The sequence below is a fragment of the Rhizobium sp. BK491 genome (genome assembly GCF_014194925.1).
Lineage (GTDB): Bacteria > Pseudomonadota > Alphaproteobacteria > Rhizobiales > Rhizobiaceae > Rhizobium.
The window spans coordinates 1,219,253-1,244,012 of the sequence record NZ_JACIAR010000001.1; the positions used below are offsets into that span (position 1 = coordinate 1,219,253).

Sequence of the window (24,760 nt, forward strand, 5' to 3'; positions counted from 1 at the left end):
CGCAATGCCCCCGTGCCGGTGCCGGATCGGTACGGAAAACTGTTCTGAGTACGGAGCAAATAGCCGTTTCGCAGTTGTATCTTTCGACGTACCCCTCGTTGAGAGACCGCTAAAATGAGGATGACGATGAGCGATTTTCGCCGGAACTGTATCGAGCAGAAGCTGCTCATCGGTACATTTGCGGCCATTCCGCATCCCGTCGCCATCGAAGTCACGGCAGCCTCAGGCGTCGATTTCCTCTGCATCGACTGGGAGCATTCGCAGATCAGCCGCGAGCGCATCGAGGATCTGATCCGCGCCGCCGATGTCCATCGCGTTCCGGCCATGGTCCGCGTGCCCGGACATGCGGCGGAGGATATTGCAGCCGTTCTGGATGCAGGTGCGGCAGGCGTTCTCGTGCCCCGTGTTTCGACGGCGGAGCAGGCGCGCTCAGTCGTCAAGGCCACCCGCTATCCCCCGCTCGGCGCCCGTGGCGTCGGTCCGGGTCGTGCGGCCGCCTATGGCTATCGTATTCCGGATTACCTCGCCAAGGCCAATGCCGAACTCGTGCTTGCAATCCAGGTCGAAACAGCCGAAGGGCTTGCCAATATCGCCGAGATCGCCGCCGTCGATGGCGTCGACCTCATCTTCATCGGTCCTGGCGATCTCTCCGTTTCGATCGACGCCATGGGTCCTACTGGCAAGGACAGGCTCGATGCGGCGATCAGAACCATCACGCAAGCCGCACTGTCCGCCGGTCGCGCGGTCGGCATCTTTCGACCTTCGGCAGACGATGTCGGCGCGTGGTCGGAAGCCGGCATCAGCTTCTTCATACTGGCAAGCGATACGATGTTTCTGGGCGCCAGCCTGGCTGCCGGCGTCGATGCCGCAAAACAAGGCAAGCATGTGCCATGGAACAAGGAAAGCTAATTTCTATCAGTGCGTTACCATTTCAAAGGGCAAAGCGAAATTGAGCAGGAAGGTAGACTTTTTAAGCTTAAAATTTGTCCTTGAAATGCCGTTGTTTTTGGATAACCATTCGAAATTGAGGGGTTGCAAAAGCGAAAGTTGCCGCAGCCGTTTGAACCCTCCAATGCAGAATTCCCAGGGGAAATTTCTTGTCTCTTCTATCGCAGCATAACCTGCCGAACGTGATGACGGGCCGCGATGCTCTCGAAGGCATTCGCGCCCAGATCCGCGACATGCGCACCGACAATATCGCCGTGCTTGCCAAGCGCGCCCGCGAACTCGGCGGCGTCATTCCGCTCTGGTTCGGCGAAGGGGATATCGTGACCCCGGAGTTCATCCGGGATGCCGCGAAAAAGGCGCTCGACGATGGGGTAACCTTCTACGTCCCGAATATGCGCGGATTGGCGACGCTGAACGAAGCGCTGTCCGACTATCAGACACACTGGCATGGCCGCCCCATCCCGATCGAGCGCACGACAGTCGCCCCCGGCGGCATGCAGGCGCTCTATATGGCGCTTGAACTGCTCGTCGATGTCGGCACCAATGTTGTCTATGTCGCGCCGCAATGGCCGAATATCCATAACGCCATCCACCTCATCGGCGGCGAGCCGCGCGCCGTGTCACTCGATTTCGATACCGACTGGCGCCTCGACCTCGACAAGCTCTTCGCCCGCTGCGATGCCCGCACCCGAGCCATCTTCCTGTCGACGCCCTCCAATCCCACGGGCTGGACCGCCTCGCGCGAAGAGATGCGGGCGCTACTCGATTTCAGCCGTCGCACCGGCATCTGGATCATCTCCGACGAGGTCTATGCCCGCCTCTATTTCGATGGCGACATCGCCCCTTCGATCCTGCAGGTGGCCGAAGACGGCGATCGCGTGATCGCGATCAACAGCTTCTCCAAGGCCTGGGCGATGACCGGCTGGCGCGTCGGCTGGCTGACGCACCCATCGGCAGCGGCCGACCAGCTCGGCGCGATGACGCAATATATCAATAGCGGCACCTCGGCCATGGTTCAGGCGGGTGCCGCTGCCGCTCTGCGCGAAGGCGAGCCGCTGGTTTCAGAAATCCGCGAACGCATCAAGGCCGGCCTCGATCTTGCCTATGAGAAGCTACCGAAGATACCGGGCATCATCCTGCCCGAAAAGCCGCGCGGCGGCATGTATGCCTTCTTCGCGCTGCAGGGCGAGCCCGATGCGACGGCGCTTTGCGAGCGCATTCTCGAAACGGCCCGCGTCGGCCTGGCGCCCGGATACCATTTCGGCGAGGCATCCCGCGCATTCCTGCGTATGTGCACCTTCCGCGAAACCGAACAGATGCGCATCGCGCTCGATCGTATGGTCAACGCGATGACATGATACGGCCGCCGGTCGGGCGGACGGGAACACCGCGGGTGAGAGGAAAAGCCCGCGGCCATAACCAGAGGGAGACTAAAAAATGTCCATTACTCGTCGCGGTCTGCTTATCCTGGCGACCGCCGTCGGCCTCGCCGGCGGAAGCCATTTTGCCTATGCCGCCGATGTCTTGAACGTCGGCTCTTATCCAAACAACCCGCCCTTCGAATATAAGACCGCGAATGGCGGCTTCGAAGGCTTCGAGGTCGATATCGTCAACGAAGCGGCCAAGCGCGCCGGCATGACCACCAACATCGCCGACTACGGCTTTCAGGCCCTGTTTGCGGCAACCAGTTCCAAGCGCATCGACGTGGCGATCTCGTCCATCACGATTACGCCGGAACGCCTGAAGTCGCAGTCTTTCACCCAGCCCTATTACGACTCCGATATGGGCGTCGCCGCCAAGGACGGCAGCTCGATCAAGGCGCTTGCCGATCTCAAGGGCAAAACCATCGGCGTGCTTTCGGGCTCGACGGGTGAAAAATGGGTCAATGACAACAAGGCCGCCCAGGGCTTTGCCGACGTCAAGGGCTACAATTCGCAGCAGGATATGTTCCTCGATCTCGGCGCCGGTCGCATCGATGCCGTCGTCAGCGATATTCCCGGCATGCAGTATCTCTTCGTCAAGACCAAGGGCTTCGCCATCAAGGATCGCATCAAGACCGGCGAACAATACGGCCTGATGATGACCAAGGATTCGCCACTCGTCGCCAAGATCAACGATGCGATCACCGCGATGAAGAAGGATGGCACGCTGGAAAAGATCCACGAGAAGTGGTTCGGCGGCAAGGCGCCGGCAGGCTCCTCGACCGTTACTGAATTGCCCATCCCTAAAGCGTGATCAAAAGATCATTATTGAAATGAAACTACGCCGGTCGCAACGACCGGCGTGGATGTAGGAAACCTCGTCTTCGTTTCGCACGCGGGAGTGCCAATGTCTTTCGTCGACACCTTCCTTAACTCCGACGTCATGATCTCGGCCTTTCCACAGCTGCTGCGCGGGCTTTGGATGACCATTGCGCTCGGCGTCGTCAGTATCCTGATCGGCGTGACCGGCGGCCTCGTCATCAGCCTGATCCGCCTCTATGCTCCCAAACCTTTGCAGCTCCTGACGATCGCCTATATCGACATCATGCGCGCCATGCCCATGCTGGTCGTGCTGATCCTGATCTATTACGCGCTACCCTTCGTCGGCATCAGCTTTTCCGCGTGGTGGTCGGCGATCCTCGGCTTCTCGATCGTGCTTGCCGCCTATTCGGCCGAAGTCTTTCGCTCAGGGATCGAAAGTGTGCCGCGCGGGCAATTCGAGGCGGCCGCAGCCCTCGGCATCCCCTTCCTGATCACCCTCTATAAGGTTGTGCTGCCGCAGGCGGTGCGTATCGTCATCCCGCCGACGACGAGCAACTGCGTGTCGATGTTCAAGGATACGTCGCTCGCTTCGACTGTGGCCCTTCCCGAATTGCTCAAGGAAGGACAGAACGCTCAAGGCTTCTACGCCAACCCCTCCCCGCTCATCATGGCCGCGTTGATCTACATCATCCTGCTCTGGCCAATGGTCCGCCTCGTCAGCGTGCTCGAAAAGAAGTTCAAGGACGAGCGGGCGAGATAGTCCCTCGTTGACGCATGTCGTTACCGCAAAACCGCTACACACTTTTGCGTGACATGCTTTACCATCAATCGAAGTCGGCGCCGGAAAGATGGTTGCTGACCGATGACTTCACCGCGCCGATATCCCGCCACAGCTCGCTGACGATCGCGGGCTCCACATCCGCCATCATGTCGCGCAGCCAGCCTTCATGGGCGGCGGCCATGGCGCTGAACTGGGTCTCGCCCTTTTCCGTCAGCTTCGCGACCGTGACGCGCCGGTCGCCATCGGGTGTCACACGCAGCACGAGGCCATCCGCCTCCAGCCTCTCGACAAGACCGGTGACGTTGCCGTTGGTGACCATGGTGCGCTTCGACAACTCTCCAAGACGCAAGCCCTCTCGCTCACGATAGAGCTGCGCCATCAGGTCGAACTGCGGCAAAGTCGCTCCGAACTCATTGCGCAGCCGGCGGCGGATTTCCTGCGAAATCAGCTTGGTCGTCGACAACATCCGCAGCCAGAGCCGCAGTTCGAGCTTCTTGCCTTCCTGCGCGCCCTGAACGATGATCTCCAGATCAACGCTTGCACTCTCGGACTCTGTCATAACGTCGCCTCGGCCTATCGTTCCGCATCGCTAATCCCAGCGATCTAGGGGACGATATTTGAAATGTCAAAGGTTTGAACGTCAAGTCATATGGCGCTCACTTGGCCAGCATTTTCCCCAGCATGAAACCGGAACCTGCACCCGTTCCTGCGCCAGGCCATGTCGAGGCCCCGCACATGTAGAGCGATGCCACGGGCGTCTTGTATCGCGAATAGCCAGCAACGGGGCGGAACAGGAAATTCTGGTCGAGATGATGACTGCCAGAGAGGTTGTCGCCGCCGATGAGATTCGGGTTCTCGCGCTCCAGGTCGATGGGCGAAAAGACCGAGCGCCCCAATATCTTGCCGCGCAAGCCGGGCGCATAACGTTCGACGATATCGAAAACGCGCTCGGCATAGATATCCTTGATCTCATCCCAACCCGCGCCGCTGACTTGACCGGCGGCATCGCCATGGAATTCCGCCGGCAGGACGCGCACCTGTATCCAAAGCACATGTTGCCCATCGGGCGCGCGCGACGGGTCGATGGCTGTCGGTTGGCCTACCACCAGGGCAGGTTCAGCCGGCAGCAGCCCGCCCATCGCCTCGGCATAGACACGCGACATCATTTCGAGATCCGGCGCGATATGCACATAGGCAAAATTCTGGAGCGCCTTGCCCGCCGTCCAATCCGGAAGGCCCGACAGCGCCAGATGGATCATCATCGTACCTGGTCCGGCGCGGAAGCGCTTGATCTTGCCGTCAAACTCCTGGCGCGCCGGATCCTGATCCAGAAGCTTGCCGAACAGGATCTGCGGATGGACATTGGCGATGACCGCACGCTTCGCTTCGTAACGTCGTCCATCGGCCAGCACAACGCCCGTCGCTTTGCCGCCCGAGGTCGTGATCTTGTCCACGCGCGTGCCGAGTATCAGCTCGCCGCCCTTGCCCTTCAGCACGGCCGCCATCGCCTTGATGATCGTATCGGCTCCGCCCTTGCCGATCACCATGCCGAATGCCTGATTAGCCATGGATTCGAGATAGGGAAACAGCGCGCCGCCGGCGACGTCGGGTGTGAAGTCGAGATGCAGCCCCCAGGCGGCCATCATCGTCTTTAGCTTCGTATTCTGGAAACGGGCATCGAGAAAATCGCGTGGAGATGCAAAGAGCATGCGCGCGGTCTCATAAATCCAGCCCATTCCCTTTTCGCGCCATGCCTTCCACACGACCCTGGCGGCGGCCATCGAAGGCATGGGCGAGCCGAGCAGGCCGAAAATATGCGGCGCATCCGCACCGAATGTAGAGAGCATATTGCGCCAGGCGGCAGCATCCTGCGGTGAAATCTCGGCGATGGCGCCCGCGGTCTTTTCCAGATCGGTGCTGACGCCGAGATAGGTGTTGTCGCGAAAGACGCTGGCGAAGCAATCCGCGGCGGGCACGAAGCCCAGCCCTTCGGCCAGAAGCTCGTTCTTATACTGCGCAAAGAAGGCCGAGCCGGCGAACATCGAGAGGTTCATGGCGCACAGATCGTGCCGAAAACCGGGCAGCGTCACCTCACGCGTCTTGACTGCACCGCCAGCCTCCGCATTACGCTCGATCACGGCGACTTTCCAGCCCTTGGCGGCCAAATGCACCGCCGCCGCCAGGCCATTGTGACCGGCCCCGACTATGATCGCATCATAGCTCATCGTCTGCCCCTTTTGTTTGTGATTATTATTATCACATGCATACATTTTGAGTTTTAAGCTTCAAGTATCTGTTGGCGCGAATCACAGGGGACTCAGGCAACCACTGATAGCATTTCACCGAATTACGCCGAGGAATGCCATTTTACTTCAGTAACTTACAAACTCATAATGGCCGCCGATTTTATGTCAAAATTGGCGGCGCGAACCCCAGCCGAATGCTTGCAATATCATATATTGTGACATAGGCTCCCCTTCATTCCGCCGCCACGCGGACCCGGTGCCAGGAGGAAAGGCACCCGCGTCTGTCGATTTCATGCCCGATCCTGAACAAAAGACCTGCAAAAAGGCTCTTCGCACGGGATTCTGCAACAACAAGGGGAACGCAAAAAAATGACCGCTACCACACTCGCCAGCCTCGCCTCGGCCCTGCTTTCGCGCTCCGTCAAGGTCGTCGATCTCACCGCACCGCTCGGTCCGGATACTCCAGTGCTCTACCTGCCGCCACAGTTCGGCAAGAACACGCCGAACGTCAAGGTCCATACGATCTCGGAATACAACCAGGACGGCCCGTTCTGGGCCTGGAACTGGCTGGAGCTCGGCGAGCACACCGGCACACATTTCGATGCGCCCTGCCACTGGATTACCGGCAAGGATAATCCGAACAACACGACCGACACCATCCCGCCGCAGAACTTCGTGGCGCCGGTCAATGTCATCGACCGCTCCAAGGAAGCCGCCGCCAATCCTGATTATCTGCTGACGGTCGAAAGCATCAAGGAATGGGAAGCTGAGAACGGCGCGATCGAGCCCGGCAGCTGGGTGCTGCTGCGCACAGACTGGTACAAGCGGAACGGTTCGACCGAAACCTTCCTGAACGCTGATGAAAACGGCCCGCATTCTCCCGGCCCGACGGCAGAAGCGATCGAATATCTGCTCACCAAGGGTATCATCGGCTGGGGTTCGGAAACGATCGGCACCGATGCCGGTTCTGCTGGTGGCATGAACCCGCCCTTCCCGGCGCACAACCTTATGCACAAGGCCAATCGCTATGGCCTCGCCAGCCTCTCCAACCTCGACCAGCTTCCGGCCAAGGGCGCAGTGCTGATCGCCGCACCGCTGAAGTTCGTCAAGGGCACGGGCTCGCCGGTTCGCGCACTGGCATTGATCGCGTGATAGGCTGGAGAGGCGGGAGCCTGGGGCAGGCTCCTCCTTTCTGTTCATCTTGCCAATGAGGGGCGGCAGCAATGGGCGATCATGACTACATCATCGTCGGCAGCGGCATAAATGCGCTCGTCGCAGCCGCCATGCTCGGCAAAAAGGGCCACAAGGTGCTCGTCCTCGAGCGCAACGACCGCATCGGCGGTTGCCTGCGCACCGAGGAGATCACCCAGCCCGGCTTCATCCACGACGTCATGGCAACGACCATGGTGCTGTTCCTCACCTCGCCGGCCTATGGCGCCGTCGGCAAGGATCTCGAGGCGCGAGGCCTGGAATTCGCCCATGCCGAGCTCCCCACGGGCGTGCTCCGTCCTGACGGTTCGCATGTGATCTTTTCCAAGAACAGACAGCCAAATATCGCCACTTTCGACAAATTGTCGCCCGGCGACGGGCAGACCTTTTCCCGTGAGATGGAAGCACTTGCGGCCGACGCGCCATTCCTGTTTTCCCTGCTTGGCGGTGCGCTGTGGTCAGGATCGACCCTGAAGACTGTTGCAAAACAAGGCTGGAGCCGCGGGTTGCGCAAGCTCGCCGCCTGGTTTGGCGATGCTTTGACGCCGGCACGCGGCTATCTCGAAACCAGCTACAGGTCCGAGGATATCCATGCGCTCTGGGCGCCGTGGGTGCTTCATTGCGGCCTCGGGCCTGAAAGCGCCTATTCCGCCGAAATGCTGAAGGTGATCGGCTTTGCATTGGAATTGGGTGGCGCGCCGATCGTCAAGGGCGGTGCCGAGAAGCTGCTGAAGGCCTTCGAACGATTGATTGCCGATCATGGCGGTGAAATTCGTGTGAGTGCCGATGTCGCGGCCATCATTCCGGACCACAATCGCAGCGCCGATGGCGTGCGTCTTGCGAATGGCGAAACGTTGAAAGCGAAAGCCGGCGTGATCTGCTCGGTAACGCCGAACCAGCTCTACGAGCGGCTGATGAAGGATTGGCCGGATCCGCTGCCGCCGGAAGTTAAATCGGGCGTTGCCAGCTACCGCTACGGCAAGGGCGATATGCAGATCCACTACGCGCTTTCCGAGCCGCCGCGCTGGAAGGCCAATGCCGAACTCGGCAAGGTGGCGCTGCTGCACCTGACCCCTGGCCTCGACGGCGTCTCGCGCGCCGCCAATGAATGCGAGCGCGGGCTTCTGCCGGCCGAACCTACAGTCTGCGTCGGGCAGCCTGTCGCGCTAGATCCCAGCCGCGCACCGGAAGGAAAGTCGATCCTCTGGCTGCAGCTTCCCGAAGCACCACGCCGCATCAAGGGCGATGCCGCGGGCGAAATCGAAACGCCTGAAGACGGCCGCTGGACGGAAGAGGTGCGCGAGCGCTACGCCGACCGCATCGAAGCTCTGCTTGCGAGCCATATCGAGGATTTTGCAAACATCAAGCTCGCGCGCTGCGCCTATTCTCCGGCGGATCTGGAAGCGATGAACATGAACCTCGTCGGTGGCGACCCCTACGGGGGCTATTGCGGCCTCGACCAGTTTTTCATCTGGCGTCCCTTCAAGTCATCTGTTAACCACCGCACCCACATATCAGGCCTTTACCACATCGGCGCTTCGGCGCATCCCGGTGCGGGCCTTGGTGGGGGCTCCGGCTTCCTGCTCGCATCATCGCTGAAGTAACACGTTTCCGAAGGAGGAGTTTCGTCGATGGAGGAACGGTTTTCAGGCACCGTTTTGAGGCGCACGCGGGATGAGAACGCGAAGCGCCCGACCATGGGCGAAATCGGCCTCAATCACTTCGCGCCCTATCTCATGAACCGGCTGATGGCGCGTTGGAACGCCAATCTTTCGGAAGAGCTGCGCGAATACGATATGACGACCGCCAAGATGCGTGCGCTTGCCGTCCTCAGCGTCTCCTCCAGCGTCACCATCAACGAGCTCTCCGTCTTCGCCGTGACCGAGCAATCGACGATGAGCCGCACTTTGGACTCGCTCGAACAACAGGGTTACATCCGCCGCCAGCCCCGCGCCGAAGACATGCGCATCCGCGATGTCTCCATCACCGAGGAAGGCCGCGCCGCCTTCGAGAAGGTGTGGCCGACCATGTACGACCTCTTCCTGCAAATGTTCGACGGCGTCGACGAGGCCGAATACCGCACCTTCATCTCGACACTGCACAAGGTGCTGCACAATATCAGGAAGCATGAAATCTGAGCGGCTTATGCCCCCAAGGGCGAAATAAGCCACCGTGCTCTCAGCAACCTCACAGCGTCTCCACAGTCTTCATAGCGCCATCGAGCGCCGTGCCCTTCTCGTCCAGCAATGCAGCCTGCCGCAGCCGCCGCATCCAGGCGGCTCCATCCTCGCGGTCGCGCAGGAGCGGCAGCGCCGACATGACCCGATCGAACTTGGAAAGCCCGCGCGCATGCGTATCGGAATAGCCCTTCACGAGGCGGCGGTTGCCGAGCACCTCGACGGCGAGATCGTAATTCGCGGCCAGCAGGTTGGAGGCCGCCGCAAGCCAGGCCTCGCGATGCTCCACCTCGCGTGCGTGCCGCAGCGTGCCGCGACGGATACGGCGCAGCGCCGAGACCATGTAAAGGCCGAGGAACCAGAACAGCGTGCCCGTCTGAACGCGCCGCCCCTTGTTGACGAAGCGGTCCAGCCGGGCAAACAGCCGCGGCCGGTTTTCAATCCATAGGCCCATCGCCTTCGGCATCGTGCCGCAGACCTCCTCCATGCGCGGATGCATGTATTCGGTCATGTAGACGATCTGGTCGTCCTTGGCGCCGACCTCCTTGCGAACGCGCTCGAAGCGCGAGCCACGCACCTTCAGATCGGCAACGCGGATGACATCATCGTAAGCCATGGCGACCGCGACATATTTCGCCGCCTGTACGGTGAAAGCGAAATCCTTATTCGCCCCGCCAACCTTTCGATCCAGCGCCTGGAGTGCCGCAACACGGCTCAGATATTCGTCAGCATAGACCGGGTCTTGATAGTCGGTCAGCTTCTTGACGCCGGCAAACAGCAGCGGCCAGGCAACTTCGGGAAATTCGGAGCGGATGCGATTGACCAACCGGTCCAGCGCCGGATGACCGGCCGTCTCAGGCAGCGCATCGAAATGCTTGGGCGGCGTCGCGTAAACCGCATCGCGCGGCTTTTCCTTGACCCTGTCGAAGGCGGCATTGAACGCCTTCAGGCTGGGCTCGATACCCTTGCCTCCGGCGCGGATCATCGCCTCGAAAGCCTGCTTGCCGAACGGCAGTGCACCCGAGCCGGCCAAAGCGCCAAACATGGAGGCCGAAATCACGCTGCCATTCCTGACGGCCATCGTTTCCATGTCGAAAGCGATGGTGCGCTTGGCGGCAAAATCCGTAGCATCGACCACCACTTCGGCATTGCCGATGCCATCGCCCGGCTTTTCCTTTTCTGCAACCGCAAAGGAGCGGTGCGTCGAGGCGATCAGCAGCGTTTTGTCCGGCGTGACGAGGCCGCGCAGCACGGAACGGCCGGCTTCCATCAGCTCCGCCGCCATGACGACATCGACATCGCCCGGTGTCGGCATCAGCGAAAAGACCGGCGCGTGGCCGTCGCGTGCCGGCAGCATCTCGATATAATAGATCGTCGCGCCCGTGCGCTGGGCAACGCCCGGCACAGACGTCGTCTGCGCCATCCAGCCTTCGGCTTCGGCAAGGCCGACGATCCAGTCGGCCAGGACGCCGCCGCCCTGCCCGCCCATGGCGAGAATGGCAAGCGACAGCGGCTTGTCCGTCGAAAGCCTGCTGGTCCCAAGATCACTCATGCTCACATGCTCGTTCATCTCGCCCTCTCAATCCGAAAAGACGATGCGACCGGCACGGCGACGCGCCTGCAGCCAGCCGATAATGCCCGAGCGCATGCGGGCGACGAAGCGATCCCAACCAGTCGGATTGTGGATGATATCGGCACGATAAAAGGAGGGACAAAGCACCGCAGCCTCGGAAACCTCGCCGCAATTGCCGCAGCCGACGCAATTATTGTCGATCGCCGCCACCGGATCGTCCTTCAGCGGGTCGTCGGTATGCTTGACGGAGAGCGAGGGACAGCCGGAAAGGCGGATGCAGGCGTGATCGCCAGTGCAGACGTCCTCGTCCACGCCGAAGCGCTCCTTGACCATGCGCTTGCCGTCCTTCACCGCCTTGGCGAATTGCGGCTTCACGCGACGCTGCTTGTTGAGCATGCACTCCGAGGAAGCCACGATGATCTTCGGCCCCGGCTCCTTCGAGGTCAGAGCCTCACGCAGCGTATCGCGCATCTTGGCGACATCATAGGTCCGGTCGATCTGGCGCACCCAGGTCGCGCCGATGCCCTTGACGGCATTGACGATGGAATTGTTGGTCTTGCGGCGCGGGTTGAGCGCACGCGACGACGGTATGTCCTGCCCGCCGGTCGCTGCCGAATAATAGTTATCGACGACGAGGATAACACCGTCCTGCTTGTTGAAGACGGCATTTCCGACAGAGGTCGCCAGGCCATTGTGCCAGAAGCCGCCATCGCCCATGACGGAGATCACGCGCTTATCGGCCGCGACATTGAAGGCCGAGGCAGCTGCCGGCCCGAGCCCGTAGCCCATGGTCGTGCTGCCGATATTGAAGGGCGGCAGGATCGAGAAGAGGTGACAGCCGATATCGCCTGATATGTGATGCTGGCCGAGCTCGCTCTCCACTATCTTCATGGCGGCAAAGATTGGCCGCTCGGGACAGCCGATGCAGAAGCCGGGCGGCCGCGGCGGCACGACTTCGGCGAGCGCCTTGATCTTCGGATCGTTGAGGATCGGCATTGGATCCGGCAGCGGCGGCTGGTTGCCGAGCAATACGCGCTGGTGGATTTCCAGGAAATTCTTGATGCCCTTCATCAGCACCGGCGCGGTATATTCGCCGCCCATCGGCAGCACGTCCTTGCCCGCGACCTTTGTCTGGATATCGCGGCGGCGCAGGATCGTATTTAGGGACTGCTCGATATATTCGGGCGCCCCCTCCTCGACCATCAGCACCGCCTTCTTGCTGGCGCAGAATTCGGCGATCTGATCATCAACAAGCGGATAGGCGACGTTGAGGACGTAAAGCGGTACGGCGGAATTACCGTAGACATCGGCAAGCCCGAGCTGCTGCAGTGCGCGCAGCACGCCGTTATACATGCCGCCAAGCAGGATGATGCCGACATCGCCCTCGGAGGGTCCGAAATACTCGTTGAGCTGGCGTTTCCTGATGAAATCGACCGCGGCAGGCCAACGCTTCTCCAGCTTCTCCTTCTCATGCAGGAAGGAGGCCGGCGGCAGCACGATGCGGCTGACGTCGCGAACCGGATTTTCCAGCGCCTGCTTAAGCGTATAGGCCGGTCGCTTGTTATCCTTGGCGACGAACTGGCCATGCACATGGCAGCTGCGGATACCGACCTGTAGCATGACCGGCGTGTTCGACACTTCCGAAAGCTCAAAACCCTCTTCCACCGCCTGCACGATCGACGGCAGGTTCGGGCGCGGATTGAGCAGCCACATCTGCGATTTCATCGCATAGGCGTGACTGCGCTCCTGCATGATCGAGGAGCCCTCGCCGTAGTCCTCGCCGATAATGATGAGTGCGCCGCCCGTGACCCCGCCCGAAGATAGGTTGGAAAGCGCATCGGAGGCGACATTGGTACCGGCCGTCGATTTCCAGGTGACGGCGCCGCGCACCGAATACATGACGGAGGCGGACAGCATGGCAGCAGCTGCCGCTTCCGATGCCGATGTCTCGAAATGGACGCCCAGATCCTGCATCACGTCCTTGGCGTCGGCCAGCACGTCCATGAGATGCGAGATCGGCGAGCCCTGATAGCCGCCGACATAGGAAACACCGGATTGCAGAAGTGCCTTGGTGATCGCGAGAATACCCTCGCCGCGGAAGATGTCGCCTTCCCCGAGCTTCAGATCCTCGACCTCGCGCGCAAACGATCGCTCGGCCATGACGTTACCCCTTTGCCCTTGTGGGCTTGTTTTAAATCATTTGCAAAATCATATTTTGAACTTCATTGAACTGTCAACGAACAAATATGAAATCCAGCTCTATGGAGTAAGTTCGAATGGGAAAGCCATTGCCTTCCTTCTTCCACATCGGAATCTTCGCTCCTTGGGTTGCAGCGAAGATATATGCGTACGCATTTAATATGGATGCCAAAAAAGCATCAGATTCCTTACAAGCACCAGAGAAAGCGCTTGCCGCTCCAAAATATGTATTTTAAGATTAAAACATTCCGACAATAAATCGCCAGCGACAGTTGAGTGCCATGCTTTTCTGCCGCTTAACAGGGGAACGGGGTGACCATGAATAAGCTTACTCGGCGCGAGGCACTCAGCCTCGGCGCGGCCGCATTCATAACTGGGATTTTAGCCGGCAGGACGCCTGTGGAAGCAGCGGAAGCCGGCACGCTGACCATCGCCTTCAACGTCAATTTGCCCTCTTTCGATCCGACGACAGGCCCATCCGCCGTCAACCCGACGATCCAGGCGATCTATCGCTCGATCTTCGACCAGTATATCGGCCAGGGACCGGACCTGAAATTCCAGCCGGGCCTGTTGACGGCCTGGGGCTGGAACGACGACAAGACAAAGGTCTGGATGGATGTCCGCGAAGGGGTGACCTGGCATGACGGCTCCAAGTTTACGCCCGACGACGTCGTCTGGTCGCTGGAGCGCGCCGCCAAGCAGGACACCGGCAATCCGATCCAGTTCATCTGGTCGACAGCCAACAATTACAAGGTAGAAGGCAACCGCATCACCGGCGATGTCGTTCGCTTCGAGCCGACCTTCTTCAAGTGGATGGCGTTCCTGACAGGCTATATTCTGCCGAAGGACTATTACAACAAGGTGGGCGCGCAGGGCTTCGAAAAGAAGCCGATCGGCACCGGCCCCTATATGGTCGACGCCTATGAGGGCAATTCCTATCTGCGCCTGAAGGCAAACCCGAACTATTTCGGCGGCAAGCCGGCCTTCGATACCGTCATCTTCAAATTCGTGCCGGATACGACGAGCCGCGTCGCCGAAATCGAATCCGGCTCTTCCGACGTGACGCTGGAAATCCCCTACGAGGATTTTGACAGGCTGAAGAAGAAGTCGGGGCTATCAGGCGTCGCCACCCCCATCTCCGATATCGGCATGATCTTCATCAGCAATGTCGACCCGATGCTCGATAAGAACGTCCGTCTTGCTGCCAATATGGCGATCGACAAGGAAGCGATCATCAAGCGGCTGCTGCGCGGCTACGGCAAGCCGCTATCGACGCTGGAAGCGCCGGAATATGAGGCCTACGACGCCTCCGTCAAAATCCCTTACGATCCGGAGCAGGCCAAGAAGCTCCTGGCCGCCAGCGGCTATTCGCCGGAAAAGCCGGTGAAATTCACCATCAAGACGACCCGCGGCTTCAAGCCGAAGGATTACGAGATGATCCAGGCGATCGTCGGCATGTGGCGTAAGGTCGGCATTGAGGCTGACATCGAAGTCTACGAAATCGCCAAGCACTACGAACTGCGTGCCGCCCACCAGCTCGGACCGGCCGCCTTTTACAACTGGGGCAACGCCATCGGCGATCCGACGACATCGACCGGCTTCGCCATGTTCGGACCCTCGCCGCACTCTGCCTGGAAGACCAAGGATGTCGACGACATGCTGGGACCGCTCTGGGTGGAAAAGGACGAAACGAAGCGCATTGCCGGCTGGAAGGCGGCGATCAAATATATTGCCGAGCAGGGTTATGTGATCCCGCTGCTGCAATATGCCCAGCCGATCGTCTACAAGTCGAGCCTCAAGGTCACGCCTAACGTCTCCGGCGCCCTGCAGCCGACGCTCGTGTCGAAGGCTTGATGCATCAGGCTTTGAGTATGTGGCTGCCCATCACCCTAGCCCACTCCCCGTTCTGACGGGGAGAGGGGACGACCTCTGTACCCTCGTCTGGAAAAACGGTCGGAAGGAAGGCTCCGGGTGCTTCTATCCCCTTCTCCCCGTCAAAACGGGGAGAAGGTGGCCGATAGGCCGGATGAGGGGCCTGTACTCTCCATGTTACAGTCAGCACATGCGATCGGAACTCATAACGCATGATAGCAGTCTCCATTCTCAACCGGCTGATCATGGCCGCGATCACCCTCTTCGGAGTGGCGGTGATCGTCTTCGTCCTGCTGCGCGTCGTACCCGGGGATCCGATCGCGATGATGATCTCGCCGGGCGCAAGCCCTACCGATATCGCCGCACTGCGCGCCCATTACGGTCTCGATGCAAGCCTCACGACCCAATTCTGGCTCTGGCTGAAATCGGTTCTGACAGGCGATTTTGGGATATCGATTTCCCTGAAGCGCGATGTACTCTCTTTGCTCGGAGAGCGTCTCCCCGCAACGCTGGAACTGGCCTTCGCTGCATTGGCGCTGGCAGTTCTTCTCGGCGGTGCGATCGCCATTGTCGGCACACTTGCCCGCCGCACGATTTTCGAACCGGTCATCGACAGCCTGAACGGCCTTTTCCTGGCAGTGCCGGATTTCGTCTGGGCTCTCGCACTGGTCCTCGTTCTAGGCGTGTTGTTTCCGCTCTTCCCGCTCTCGGGCCGCATCGATCCGAGCACGGACGTGCAGTTCGCCACTCCCTTCTATCTCCTCGAAAGCCTGCTGACGTTCCGTTTCCGGATCTTCGCCGATATATCAGCCCATATGGTCATGCCAGTGCTGGCGCTCGGCCTGCCGCTCGCCGCCATCATCGCCCGCGTGCTGAAAGCCGCACTCTCCGAGGCCATGGTGCAGGACTATATCCTGCTTGCCAAGTTGAAGGGCATGTCCGAGCTGCGTCTCGTGCTGCAGGAAGCGCTGCGCAATGCCGTCGGCCCGACCATCGCGCTGACCGGCGTGCAGTTCACCTTCCTGATCGGGGGCACCGTCATCGTCGAGCGCATCTTCGCCTATCCCGGCATCGGCAACATGGCGATCGACGCGGTCATCAACCGCGACCTGCCGCTGATCCAGGGGCTTGTCCTTGTCTTCGGCGCCCTCTTCATTCTCGTCAATCTGGCGGTCGATCTTCTGGTCGCGGCCTTCAATCCGAGGCTCGCCCATGGCTGACATCACCTCGCCCGCCATGCCGAGCTCGCCCTCCAGAATGGCGAAACGCCTTCGGACATTGCTCTCCGAACCGAAGGTGATCTTCGGCGGCGGCTTCATTCTCATCCTGCTCATCCTCGCAATCTTCGCACCCTTTATCGCACCGAAGGATCCACTGGAGCAGGACCTCATGTCCGGTACCCTGCCGCCGGCATGGATCGCGGGTTCCGATCCCGGCTTCCTGCTGGGGACGGACGATCTCGGCCGCGACGTGCTGTCCCGCGCCATTTTCGGCACGCGCATCGCCCTCACAGTCGCCTTCGTCGCGGCCGGCCTCGCGGCGTTTATCGGCACGCTCCTCGGTCTTCTCGCCGGCTGGTATGGCGGCTGGATCGACAAGGTGATCTCCCGCCTCGTCGATATCTGGATGGCCTTTCCGCCCGTGCTGCTGTCGATCCTGCTGGTCGCCGTTTTCGGTTCGGGCGTACACTCTGTCATCGCCGCCATCGTCATCATCGACTGGACCCGCTTCTGTCGCGTCGTGCGCTCCGAAACCCAGGCACAGGCGCATATGGACTATGTGACGGCCGCCCATACAATCGGCTTTTCGCGGGCTAGAATCCTCTTCAGCGAAATCCTGCCCAATGTCATGCCGGTGCTGATCGCGCTTGTCAGCCTGGAGATGGGGATTGCCGTCATCGTCGAGGCCATCCTGTCCTTCGTCGGCCTCTCCGTCTCCTCGGACACGCCGACCTGGGGCGGCATGATCGCCGAGGGGCGTCAGATGATCTATCAAGGCTGGTGGGTGCTGGTAGTACCGCTGATCGCGCTCTTTGCGGCGGTGCTTGCCTTCAATCAACTCGGCGATGGCCTGCGCCGCGCCCTCGATCCGGTAATGCGCCGATGACATCTCCACTCCTCTCCATTACCGGCCTCAACGCCGTATCCGACCGCGAGGGCGGCACACCGATCCTGCGTGATGTTTCCCTGACCCTGGAACGCGGCGAAGTGCGCGGGCTGGTCGGCGAAAGCGGTGCTGGAAAATCGACGATTGCCAAGGCCCTGCTCGGCATCCTGCCGCGCAGCGTCCGCGTCACGAATGGCTCGATCCTGTTCGAAAACCGCGATCTACTCACGCTTTCCGCCAAGGAATTGCGAGACATCATGGGCAGCGAGATCTCGCTGATCCCGCAGGACCCGCAGACGGCACTCAATCCCGGCCGCCGCATCGAGGCTCAGTTGACCGACGGACTACGGTTTAAGCGGGGCCTGTCATCAAGTGATGCCCACCGTCGCGCGCTGAAGCTGCTGGAAGAAGTGCATATTCGCGATCCCGAGCGTGTATTGCGCGCCTATCCCCACGAATTGTCGGGCGGCATGCGTCAACGCATCTTGATCGCCGCCGCCTTCGCGCTGGAGCCGAAGCTGGTCGTCGCCGACGAGCCGACCACGGCGCTCGACGTCACGGTGCAAAAGCAGATCCTGCGGCTGATCCGCGGCCTGCAGGAAGCGCACGGCACCGCAGTTATCTTCGTCACGCATGATCTCGGCGTCGTCGCCCAGATCTGCGACAGTGTGACCCTGCTTTACGCCGGCAAGGTGATCGAAGAGGGGCACACGAGCGACGTGCTGGCGCATCCTCAGCACATCTATACAAAATCCTTGATATCGGCCGGGCCGCGCTACGACCGACCGGATGCCGGGCTGACGCCGGTGCCGCAAGCCGTTTTCGAACAATTGCGCCGCGAGATCGGCATCCCGGAGGGAAGCCGATGAGCGTTTCCGATACTCTCCTTTCGGCCAGAGGCATCGAGGTTACGTATGGCGCCAGGCCGCATCTTTTCGGCCCATCTGGCCTGGGCATCAAGGTGCTGCACGGTGTCGACATCGATATCCGTCGTGGTGAAACGATTGGCATTGTCGGTGAAAGCGGCTCGGGCAAGACGACGCTCGGCCGCGCCCTGCTGCGGCTGATCGATGTGACAGCAGGCAGCATTCATTTCGACGGCCGAGACATCACGCATCTGCCCGATTCAGAGATGCGGCCGCTGCGCCGCCGCATGCAGATGATCTTTCAGGATCCGATGGCCTCGCTTAATCCGCGCCACACGATCCGCCGCATCCTCGTCGAGCCACTGCTGCTGCACAGGCTGGCTTCGGACAGAAAAGAGGCAGAGCGCCATGTCGCCAAAATCCTCGAACGCGTGACACTGCCGCAGGCCTGCCTCGACCGCAATCCGCATGAGCTCTCGGGCGGCCAGCGCCAGCGCATCGGCATCGCGCGCGCGGCTCTGCTGAAGCCGGATTTCGTGCTCGCCGACGAGATCGTCTCCGGCCTCGATGTGTCGACGCAGGCACAGGTTCTCAATCTGCTGAAGGAACTTTCGCGCGATCTTGGCCTCTCGATGGCCTTCATCAGCCATGATCTTTCCGTCATTCGCGCCGTCTGCGACCGCGTCTATGTCATGCGCCATGGTCGCGTCGAAGAAGAAGGCGATTGCGAGCGCGTCTTCACCGCACCCGCCTCCGCCTATACCCGCATGCTGCTCGACGCCATTCCCCTGCCGGAAGTCGACCCGCACTGGCTTGGTCGCGAAAACCTGATGGAAGAAGCGCCCGTTGCGTAAAGGTTATTAATTGTGCTGCAGGTGTTAGCGAGACTGCAACAACATCGGCATATGGAAAGGAAAGACCCTATGACGGATCCTGTTTCAGCAGCAACAAAAACCACGGGCTTGCCCGGTCTTCGTGGCCACGACCATACAGGACTGACGGTGCCGGATATGAAGCAGGCGGTCGACTTCTTCGAAAACGTGCTCGGCTGCGAGGTCGTTATGTCGTTCGGCCCGTTTGCCGATGATACGGGCACATTCATGACCGATTTGCTTGGTGTCGATCCCAAGGCTGAAATCAAGCAGATAACCCAGGTGCGATGCGGTTTCGGATCGAACATCGAACTGTTCGAATATTCGGCGCCCGATCAGCGGGACCTCAAGCAGAAGAACAGCGATATCGGCGCGTTTCACATCTCGCTTTATGTCGACGATATCGACGCCGCAAAAGCTTATCTAGACAGCAGAAACGTTGCGACGCGCTTAGGGCCATTGCACATTACAGACGGTCCAGCAGCTGGCCACTCGATCCTCTATTTCCAGGCACCCTGGGGCCTGCAGTTCGAGGCTATCAGCTACCCCAAGGGCATGGCTTACGAAAAGGACGCCGAAACCGTGCTGTGGAGCCCGAAAGATCCGGGCAAATAAATCAACGCGTCATGACGTTCGCCTTGCGGCATTCCTAGTTCCGCAGGCGGAAGCGCTGTATCTTGCCGGATTCCGTCTTCGGCAAAGCGTCGACGAAGACGATGGAACGAGGATATTTATAAGGCGCAATAACGGCCTTGACGTGATCCTGCAGCGCCTTAGCCAGTAGATCCGACCCTGTGACCCCAGGCACCAGCACGACATGCGCCTGCACGATATAACCCCGTTCCTCGTCCGGTTTGCCGATCACAGCGCATTCGAGCACGTCGGCATGCGAAAGAAGGGCTGCCTCGACTTCCGGCCCGGCAATATTGTAACCGGCCGAAAGAATGATGTCGTCGGAACGGGCGGCGAAATGGAAATAGCCGTCCTCATCCTGAATGAAGCTGTCGCCCGTCAGGTTCCAGCCATCTCGCACGTAATCGGCCTGCCTGTGGTCGGCGAGATAGCGGCAGCCGATCGGCCCGCGAACGACGAGTTTGCCGATGGTCCCGCGCGGAACCTCGTTCATCCCGTCATCGACGACACGGGCCTCATAGCCCTTCAGCGGCTTGCCCGTGCAATTCGGCTTGGCGTCGGAGAGATGATTGGAGATGAAGATATGCAGCATCTCGGTCGAGCCGATGCCGTCGAGGATCGGCTTGCCGGTCTTGCGCGTCCATTCCTCGAAAATCGGCCCCGGCAGCGTCTCACCGGCGGAAACGGCAATGCGAAGCGAAGACAGATCCGCCCCCTCCTCCATCGCCGCCAGCATGGCACGATAGGCCGTCGGTGCGGTGAAGCTGACGGTCGCTCCATATTCCTGGATGATCTCGACCATGTTCTTCGGCGAAGCGTTTTCCAGCAGCGCCGTCGATGCGCCGAAGCGCAAGGGGAAGATGACCAGACCTCCGAGTCCGAACGTGAAGGCAATCGGTGGCGAGCCGATGAAGACGTCATCCGGCGTCACCTGCAGCACTTCCTTGGCATAGGCATCGGCGATAATCAGGATATCGCGATGGAAATGCATGGTCGCCTTGGGCACGCCCGTCGATCCGGAGGTGAAACCGAGCAGCGCCACATCATCCCGCCCGGTCTTCACCGGCTCGAAGCGAACGGGCTTGTTGAGCGCAATGCGGTCGAGTTCCGCATCGTGGTTGGCGGTGCCGTCGAAGCCGACAACCTGTTTCAAAAACTGGCTGTCCTTGGCCGCCGCGACAAGCTCTTCCAGCAGTCTTGTATCGCACAGCGCGAATGAGATTTCCGCCTTGTCGATGATCTTCGAAAGCTCGCCTGCCCGCAGCATCGGCATGGTATTGACGGCAACAGCGCCGACCTTCGTCACCGCCAGCCAGCAGGCGATCATGGCGGGATTGTTGCCGGAGCGGATGAGAACGCGATTGCCGGGCTTGACGCCGAAATTCTCGATGAGCGCGTGCGCGATGCGGTTGGTCCAGTCCGCCAGCTCCTTGTAGGTGCGGCGGCGGCCGTTGCCGATTAGGGCAACGTGATCGGCGAAACCCTTCTCCACCATCCGGTCGCTGAGTTCGAAGCCGGCATTCAGCCATTCCGGATAGTCGAAACCCTCCATTCGCAGTTCGGGCCATTCGTCGAAAGGCGGCAGATTGTCTCGCGTGAATGTATCGGTATGACCAGTCGGTCCCAGCATCGCCTTGCTCCCGCATTCTTATCGATCAATCGCCACGACAGCCGTTTCCCCGCGGCGCATGTGGCGTTGCTAAAAAAGATCGCACTGAAGCCCGCAATGTTCAAGCAAGAAATTTTAAGCATAAACTATTTTTAAATTCCCATTGATTTAAAAAGAAAATTCTCAATTTTCACGATGTTGTGACCATCAGCCCTCCGCAAATCCGAACAGAAAAAGCCTTGACGAATGGCATCGACAAGATATTTTAAGTTTAAATGATTTTGAGGTCGGCTTCGGTCTGACGAGGAGGGAAAAGCGATGCGCATCGTCTGTATCGGCGGCGGCCCCGCAGGGCTCTACTTCGCGCTTCTGATGAAGAAGCTCCATCCCGAGCACTCCATCCGCGTCGTCGAGCGCAACCGCCCCTATGATACTTTCGGCTGGGGTGTTGTCTTTTCCGATGCGACCATGGTTTCGATGCGGGAATGGGACCCGGAAAGTGCCGCCGAAATCGAGGACGCCTTCAACCATTGGGACGATATCGAGGTCCTGTTCAAGGGGACGCGCCAACGCACCTCGGGCCACGGCTTCGTCGGTATCGGCCGCAAGAAGCTTTTGAACATCCTGCAGCGCCGCTGCGAGGCGCTCGGCGTGGAGCTTATCTTCGAAACGGACGTCAATTCCGATCTCGACTATCCGGATGCCGATCTGGTCGTCGGCTCGGACGGCCTCAATTCGCGCATTCGCAACCACTATCCGGAGGTCTTCCAGCCGGATATGATCACCCGGCCGAACCGCTATATCTGGCTCGGCACCAACAAGCTTTTCGACGCCTTCACCTTCGATTTCCGCCGCACCGATCACGGCTGGTTCCAGGCGCATATCTACAAGTTCGACGACAAGACCTCGACCTTCATCGTCGAGACGACGGAAGAAGCCTATCTCGCCCACGGCCTTGACAAGATGGATCAGGACGGCTCCATCGCCTTCTGCGAAAACCTGTTTTCCGAAGTGCTCGAAGGCGCTTCGCTGATGACCAATGCCCGCCATATCCGCGGTTCGGCCTGGCTGAATTTCAACCGCCTGATCTGCGGCAAATGGAGCCATTTCAACGGCAACTCCCATGTCGTGCTGATGGGTGATGCCGCCCATACGGCGCATTTCGCGATCGGCTCCGGCACCAAGCTTGCCATTGACGATGCCATCGAGCTCACCCGTCAGTTCCAGATCCACGGGCACGAGAAGGACAAAATCCCGGCAGTCCTCGAGACCTATGAAGAAATCCGCCGCGTCGACGTCGCCCGCATCCAGAACGCCGCCCGCAATGCGATGGAATGGTTCGAAGTCGTCGGCCGCCGCTATGCCGATACGCTCGAGCCGCCGCAATTCATGTATTCGATGTTGACGCGCTCCCAGCGCATCAGCCACGAAAATCTTCGATTGCGCGACAAGACCTGGCTTGAAGGCTATGAGCGCTGGTTTGCCGAAAAATCCGGCCTTGAGGTCGGTAACGACCGCTGCCTGCCGCCGATGTTCACGCCCTATCGTCTGCGCGAGGTCCAGCTCGTCAACCGTATCGTGGTCTCGCCGATGGCCATGTACTCGGCTGAAGACGGCGTGATGAACGATTTCCATATCGTCCATCTCGGCTCTCGCGCCCTTGGCGGCGCAGGGCTGATCTTCGCGGAAATGACCTGCGTCACGCCCGATGCCCGCATCACCCCCGGATGCCTCGGCCTCTGGAATGAGGAGCAGGTCGCGCAGTGGAAGCGGCTCATCGATTTCGTTCACATGAACAGCGCCGCCAAGGTCGGCATCCAGCTCGGCCATGCCGGTCGCAAGGGTGCGACGAAACTTGCCTGGGAAGGCATCGATCAGCCGCTTGCCGAAGGCGGGTGGCCGCTGATTTCGGCGTCCTCAATCCCTTATCTCAAGAACAGTCAGGTGCCGAAGGCCATGGATCGCGCCGATATGGATCGCGTCAAGGCGGACTTCATCCGCTCGACCGAACTGGCGATTGAGACCGGCGCCGACTGGCTGGAATTGCATTGCGCCCACGGCTATCTGCTGTCGAGTTTCCTGTCGCCGCTCACAAATCTGCGCGACGACGAGTATGGCGGCAGCCATGAAAACCGCGCCCGCTATCCCCTGGAGATATTCAATGCAATGCGCGCGATCTGGCCAGCGGGCAAGCCGATCTCGATCCGCCTCTCCTGCCATGACTGGACTGACGGCGGTAACACACCGGAAGATGCGGCGATCTTCGCGCGCATGTTCAAGGAAGCCGGCGCCGACCTGATCGACTGCTCCTCAGGCCAGGTATCGAAACAGGAAAAGCCGGTTTACGGCCGCCTGTTCCAGACGCCCTTCTCCGACAAGATCCGCAATGAGATCGGCATCCCGACGATCGCCGTCGGTGCAATCTCCGAGGCCGATCACGCCAATTCGATCATTGCGGCGGGCCGCGCCGATCTTTGCGCCATTGCCCGCCCGCATCTGGCCGATCCGGCCTGGTCACTGCACGAAGCCTCCAAGATCGGCCTGACTTCCATTCCCTGGCCGAAGCAATATCTTTCCGGCAAGAGCCAGTATGAAATCAACCTCGCCCGCGCAGCCACGGCAGCACCGGCTAAGTGAGGAAGATATGACGACTTCGGGCAAACTCAGCGGCCGTCACGCTCTCGTCACCGGGGCCGGCAGCGGCATAGGTGCCGCGATCGCCAAGGCGCTTGCCGCCGAGGGTGCGCGCGTCAGTCTCGCCGGTCGCCGCCGCGAGCCGCTGGAAGCGGTTGCCGCCGAGGTTGGCGTGCACGCTTTTGTCGTCGATGGCTTCGATGTCACCAGCCCCGACGCCGTTGCCCAGGGCCTTGCCAAGGTGCGTGAAAAGTTCGGCCCGGTCGATATCCTCGTCAACAATGCCGGGGAAGCGCCGAGCGCGCCTTTCGAGAAAACGAGCCTCGAGGCATGGAACCATGTCCTGTCGGTCGACCTCACGGGCTTTTTCGTGGTGACGCAGGCTGCCCTTCCCGACCTAAAGGCTCGTGGCCACGGCGCACGCATCATCAACATCGCCTCGACGGCCGGCCTGAAGGGTTACGCTTACGTCTCGGCTTACGTGGCCGCCAAGCATGGCGTCGTCGGCCTCACCCGCTCGCTGGCGCTGGAACTGGCGAAAACCGGTATCACCGTCAACGCCGTCTGCCCCGGCTTCACCGATACGCCGATCATCCAGCGCTCGATAGAGACGATCGTCGCCAAGACCGGGCGCACGGCCGAACAGGCGCTTGCCGAATTCACGAAATCCAATCCGCAGGGGCGCCTCGTCAAGCCGGAAGAGGTCGCCGATACCGTGCTATGGCTGGCCTCGCCGGCCGCGGCATCGATCAATGGACAGGCAATTGCGGTTGCCGGTGGGGAGATTTGAGG

Annotated in this window: 21 protein-coding genes; 16 read left to right on the top strand and 5 right to left on the bottom strand. The window is 60.4% G+C overall.

The genetic code is table 11. From position 1 onward, the window contains the following. Positions 1 to 126: 126 nt before the first annotated feature. The 4 genes from FHX05_RS06055 to FHX05_RS06070 all read left to right on the top strand — a co-directional run bounded on the left by FHX05_RS06055 (position 127) and on the right by FHX05_RS06070 (position 3,951). Positions 127 to 909, top strand: a complete 783-nt coding sequence (locus tag FHX05_RS06055) for an aldolase/citrate lyase family protein (protein ID WP_183870951.1) — start codon at positions 127 to 129, stop codon at positions 907 to 909. Positions 910 to 1,097: 188 nt separating this feature from the next. Further along, a complete protein-coding gene (locus FHX05_RS06060) occupies positions 1,098 to 2,306 on the top strand; it encodes a pyridoxal phosphate-dependent aminotransferase (RefSeq protein WP_246698845.1) in 1,209 nt (402 codons plus the stop codon). A 79-nt stretch (positions 2,307 to 2,385) separates the two neighbouring features. After that, entirely contained in the window at positions 2,386 to 3,183 is a 798-nt protein-coding gene (locus FHX05_RS06065; protein ID WP_112399211.1) for an ABC transporter substrate-binding protein, read from the top strand. A gap of 93 nt (positions 3,184 to 3,276) precedes the next feature. Then, on the top strand, positions 3,277 to 3,951 hold the full coding sequence (locus tag FHX05_RS06070; protein WP_112334969.1) for an amino acid ABC transporter permease: 675 nt from the start codon (positions 3,277 to 3,279) through the stop codon (positions 3,949 to 3,951). 64 nt (positions 3,952 to 4,015) lie between these two features. Here the strand turns inward: FHX05_RS06070 and FHX05_RS06075 are convergent, their stop codons facing one another. Next, a complete protein-coding gene (locus tag FHX05_RS06075; RefSeq protein WP_112604390.1) occupies positions 4,016 to 4,531 on the bottom strand; it encodes a MarR family transcriptional regulator in 516 nt (171 codons plus the stop codon). A 97-nt stretch (positions 4,532 to 4,628) separates the two neighbouring features. After that, positions 4,629 to 6,197 carry an NAD(P)/FAD-dependent oxidoreductase gene (locus tag FHX05_RS06080; protein ID WP_183870952.1) on the bottom strand — a complete coding sequence of 523 codons (1,569 nt, stop codon included), beginning with the start codon at positions 6,195 to 6,197 and terminating at the stop codon, positions 4,629 to 4,631. Positions 6,198 to 6,587: 390 nt separating this feature from the next. Here FHX05_RS06080 and FHX05_RS06085 point away from each other — a divergent pair, with 390 nt between their 5' ends. The 3 genes from FHX05_RS06085 (at position 6,588) to FHX05_RS06095 (ending at position 9,565) form a co-directional block, all read left to right on the top strand. Continuing rightward, positions 6,588 to 7,370, top strand: a complete 783-nt coding sequence (locus tag FHX05_RS06085; RefSeq protein ID WP_183870953.1) for a cyclase family protein — start codon at positions 6,588 to 6,590, stop codon at positions 7,368 to 7,370. A 71-nt stretch (positions 7,371 to 7,441) separates the two neighbouring features. Beyond that, positions 7,442 to 9,031 (top strand): NAD(P)/FAD-dependent oxidoreductase, encoded by a 1,590-nt coding sequence (locus FHX05_RS06090; protein WP_183870954.1) that lies wholly within the window; start codon positions 7,442 to 7,444, stop codon positions 9,029 to 9,031. A gap of 27 nt (positions 9,032 to 9,058) precedes the next feature. Continuing rightward, positions 9,059 to 9,565, top strand: coding sequence for a MarR family transcriptional regulator (locus FHX05_RS06095; RefSeq protein ID WP_112334973.1), 507 nt, complete (start codon positions 9,059 to 9,061; stop codon positions 9,563 to 9,565). Between the two features lie 49 nt (positions 9,566 to 9,614). Here FHX05_RS06095 and FHX05_RS06100 read toward each other — a convergent pair whose 3' ends face one another. After that, entirely contained in the window at positions 9,615 to 11,174 is a 1,560-nt protein-coding gene (locus FHX05_RS06100) for an indolepyruvate oxidoreductase subunit beta family protein (RefSeq protein WP_183870955.1), read from the bottom strand. Between the two features lie 9 nt (positions 11,175 to 11,183). Then, a complete protein-coding gene (locus FHX05_RS06105) occupies positions 11,184 to 13,337 on the bottom strand; it encodes an indolepyruvate ferredoxin oxidoreductase subunit alpha (RefSeq protein WP_183870956.1) in 2,154 nt (717 codons plus the stop codon). 116 nt (positions 13,338 to 13,453) lie between these two features. Here FHX05_RS06105 and FHX05_RS06110 point away from each other — a divergent pair, with 116 nt between their 5' ends. The 7 genes from FHX05_RS06110 (at position 13,454) to FHX05_RS06140 (ending at position 19,707) form a co-directional block, all read left to right on the top strand. Then, positions 13,454 to 13,612: a hypothetical protein gene (locus FHX05_RS06110; protein WP_183870957.1), complete on the top strand. Its 159-nt coding sequence runs from the start codon at positions 13,454 to 13,456 to the stop codon at positions 13,610 to 13,612. Positions 13,613 to 13,694: 82 nt separating this feature from the next. Then, entirely contained in the window at positions 13,695 to 15,230 is a 1,536-nt protein-coding gene (locus tag FHX05_RS06115) for an ABC transporter substrate-binding protein (protein ID WP_183870958.1), read from the top strand. A 230-nt stretch (positions 15,231 to 15,460) separates the two neighbouring features. Continuing rightward, positions 15,461 to 16,468 (top strand): ABC transporter permease, encoded by a 1,008-nt coding sequence (locus FHX05_RS06120; protein WP_183870959.1) that lies wholly within the window; start codon positions 15,461 to 15,463, stop codon positions 16,466 to 16,468. Beyond that, complete coding sequence (locus FHX05_RS06125) at positions 16,461 to 17,354, top strand: ABC transporter permease (RefSeq protein WP_183870960.1); 894 nt, start codon at positions 16,461 to 16,463, stop codon at positions 17,352 to 17,354. The genes FHX05_RS06120 and FHX05_RS06125 overlap by 8 nt, the downstream gene beginning before the upstream one ends. After that, a complete protein-coding gene (locus FHX05_RS06130; RefSeq protein ID WP_183870961.1) occupies positions 17,351 to 18,223 on the top strand; it encodes an ABC transporter ATP-binding protein in 873 nt (290 codons plus the stop codon). The genes FHX05_RS06125 and FHX05_RS06130 overlap by 4 nt, the downstream gene beginning before the upstream one ends. Beyond that, complete coding sequence (locus tag FHX05_RS06135; RefSeq protein ID WP_183870962.1) at positions 18,220 to 19,074, top strand: ABC transporter ATP-binding protein; 855 nt, start codon at positions 18,220 to 18,222, stop codon at positions 19,072 to 19,074. Before FHX05_RS06130 ends, FHX05_RS06135 begins: the two co-directional genes overlap by 4 nt. A gap of 69 nt (positions 19,075 to 19,143) precedes the next feature. Further along, the gene (locus FHX05_RS06140; RefSeq protein WP_183870963.1) at positions 19,144 to 19,707 is read left to right on the top strand and encodes a VOC family protein; all 564 of its coding nucleotides are present in this window, start codon (positions 19,144 to 19,146) and stop codon (positions 19,705 to 19,707) included. Positions 19,708 to 19,741: 34 nt separating this feature from the next. Here FHX05_RS06140 and FHX05_RS06145 read toward each other — a convergent pair whose 3' ends face one another. Continuing rightward, complete coding sequence (locus tag FHX05_RS06145; RefSeq protein WP_183870964.1) at positions 19,742 to 21,355, bottom strand: AMP-binding protein; 1,614 nt, start codon at positions 21,353 to 21,355, stop codon at positions 19,742 to 19,744. A gap of 297 nt (positions 21,356 to 21,652) precedes the next feature. On the opposite strand from FHX05_RS06145, the gene FHX05_RS06150 reads away from it, so the two are divergent. Then, positions 21,653 to 23,971, top strand: a complete 2,319-nt coding sequence (locus tag FHX05_RS06150; protein WP_183870965.1) for a bifunctional salicylyl-CoA 5-hydroxylase/oxidoreductase — start codon at positions 21,653 to 21,655, stop codon at positions 23,969 to 23,971. Positions 23,972 to 23,978: 7 nt separating this feature from the next. Beyond that, a complete protein-coding gene (locus FHX05_RS06155; RefSeq protein WP_183870966.1) occupies positions 23,979 to 24,758 on the top strand; it encodes an SDR family NAD(P)-dependent oxidoreductase in 780 nt (259 codons plus the stop codon). Positions 24,759 to 24,760 lie beyond the last annotated feature (2 nt).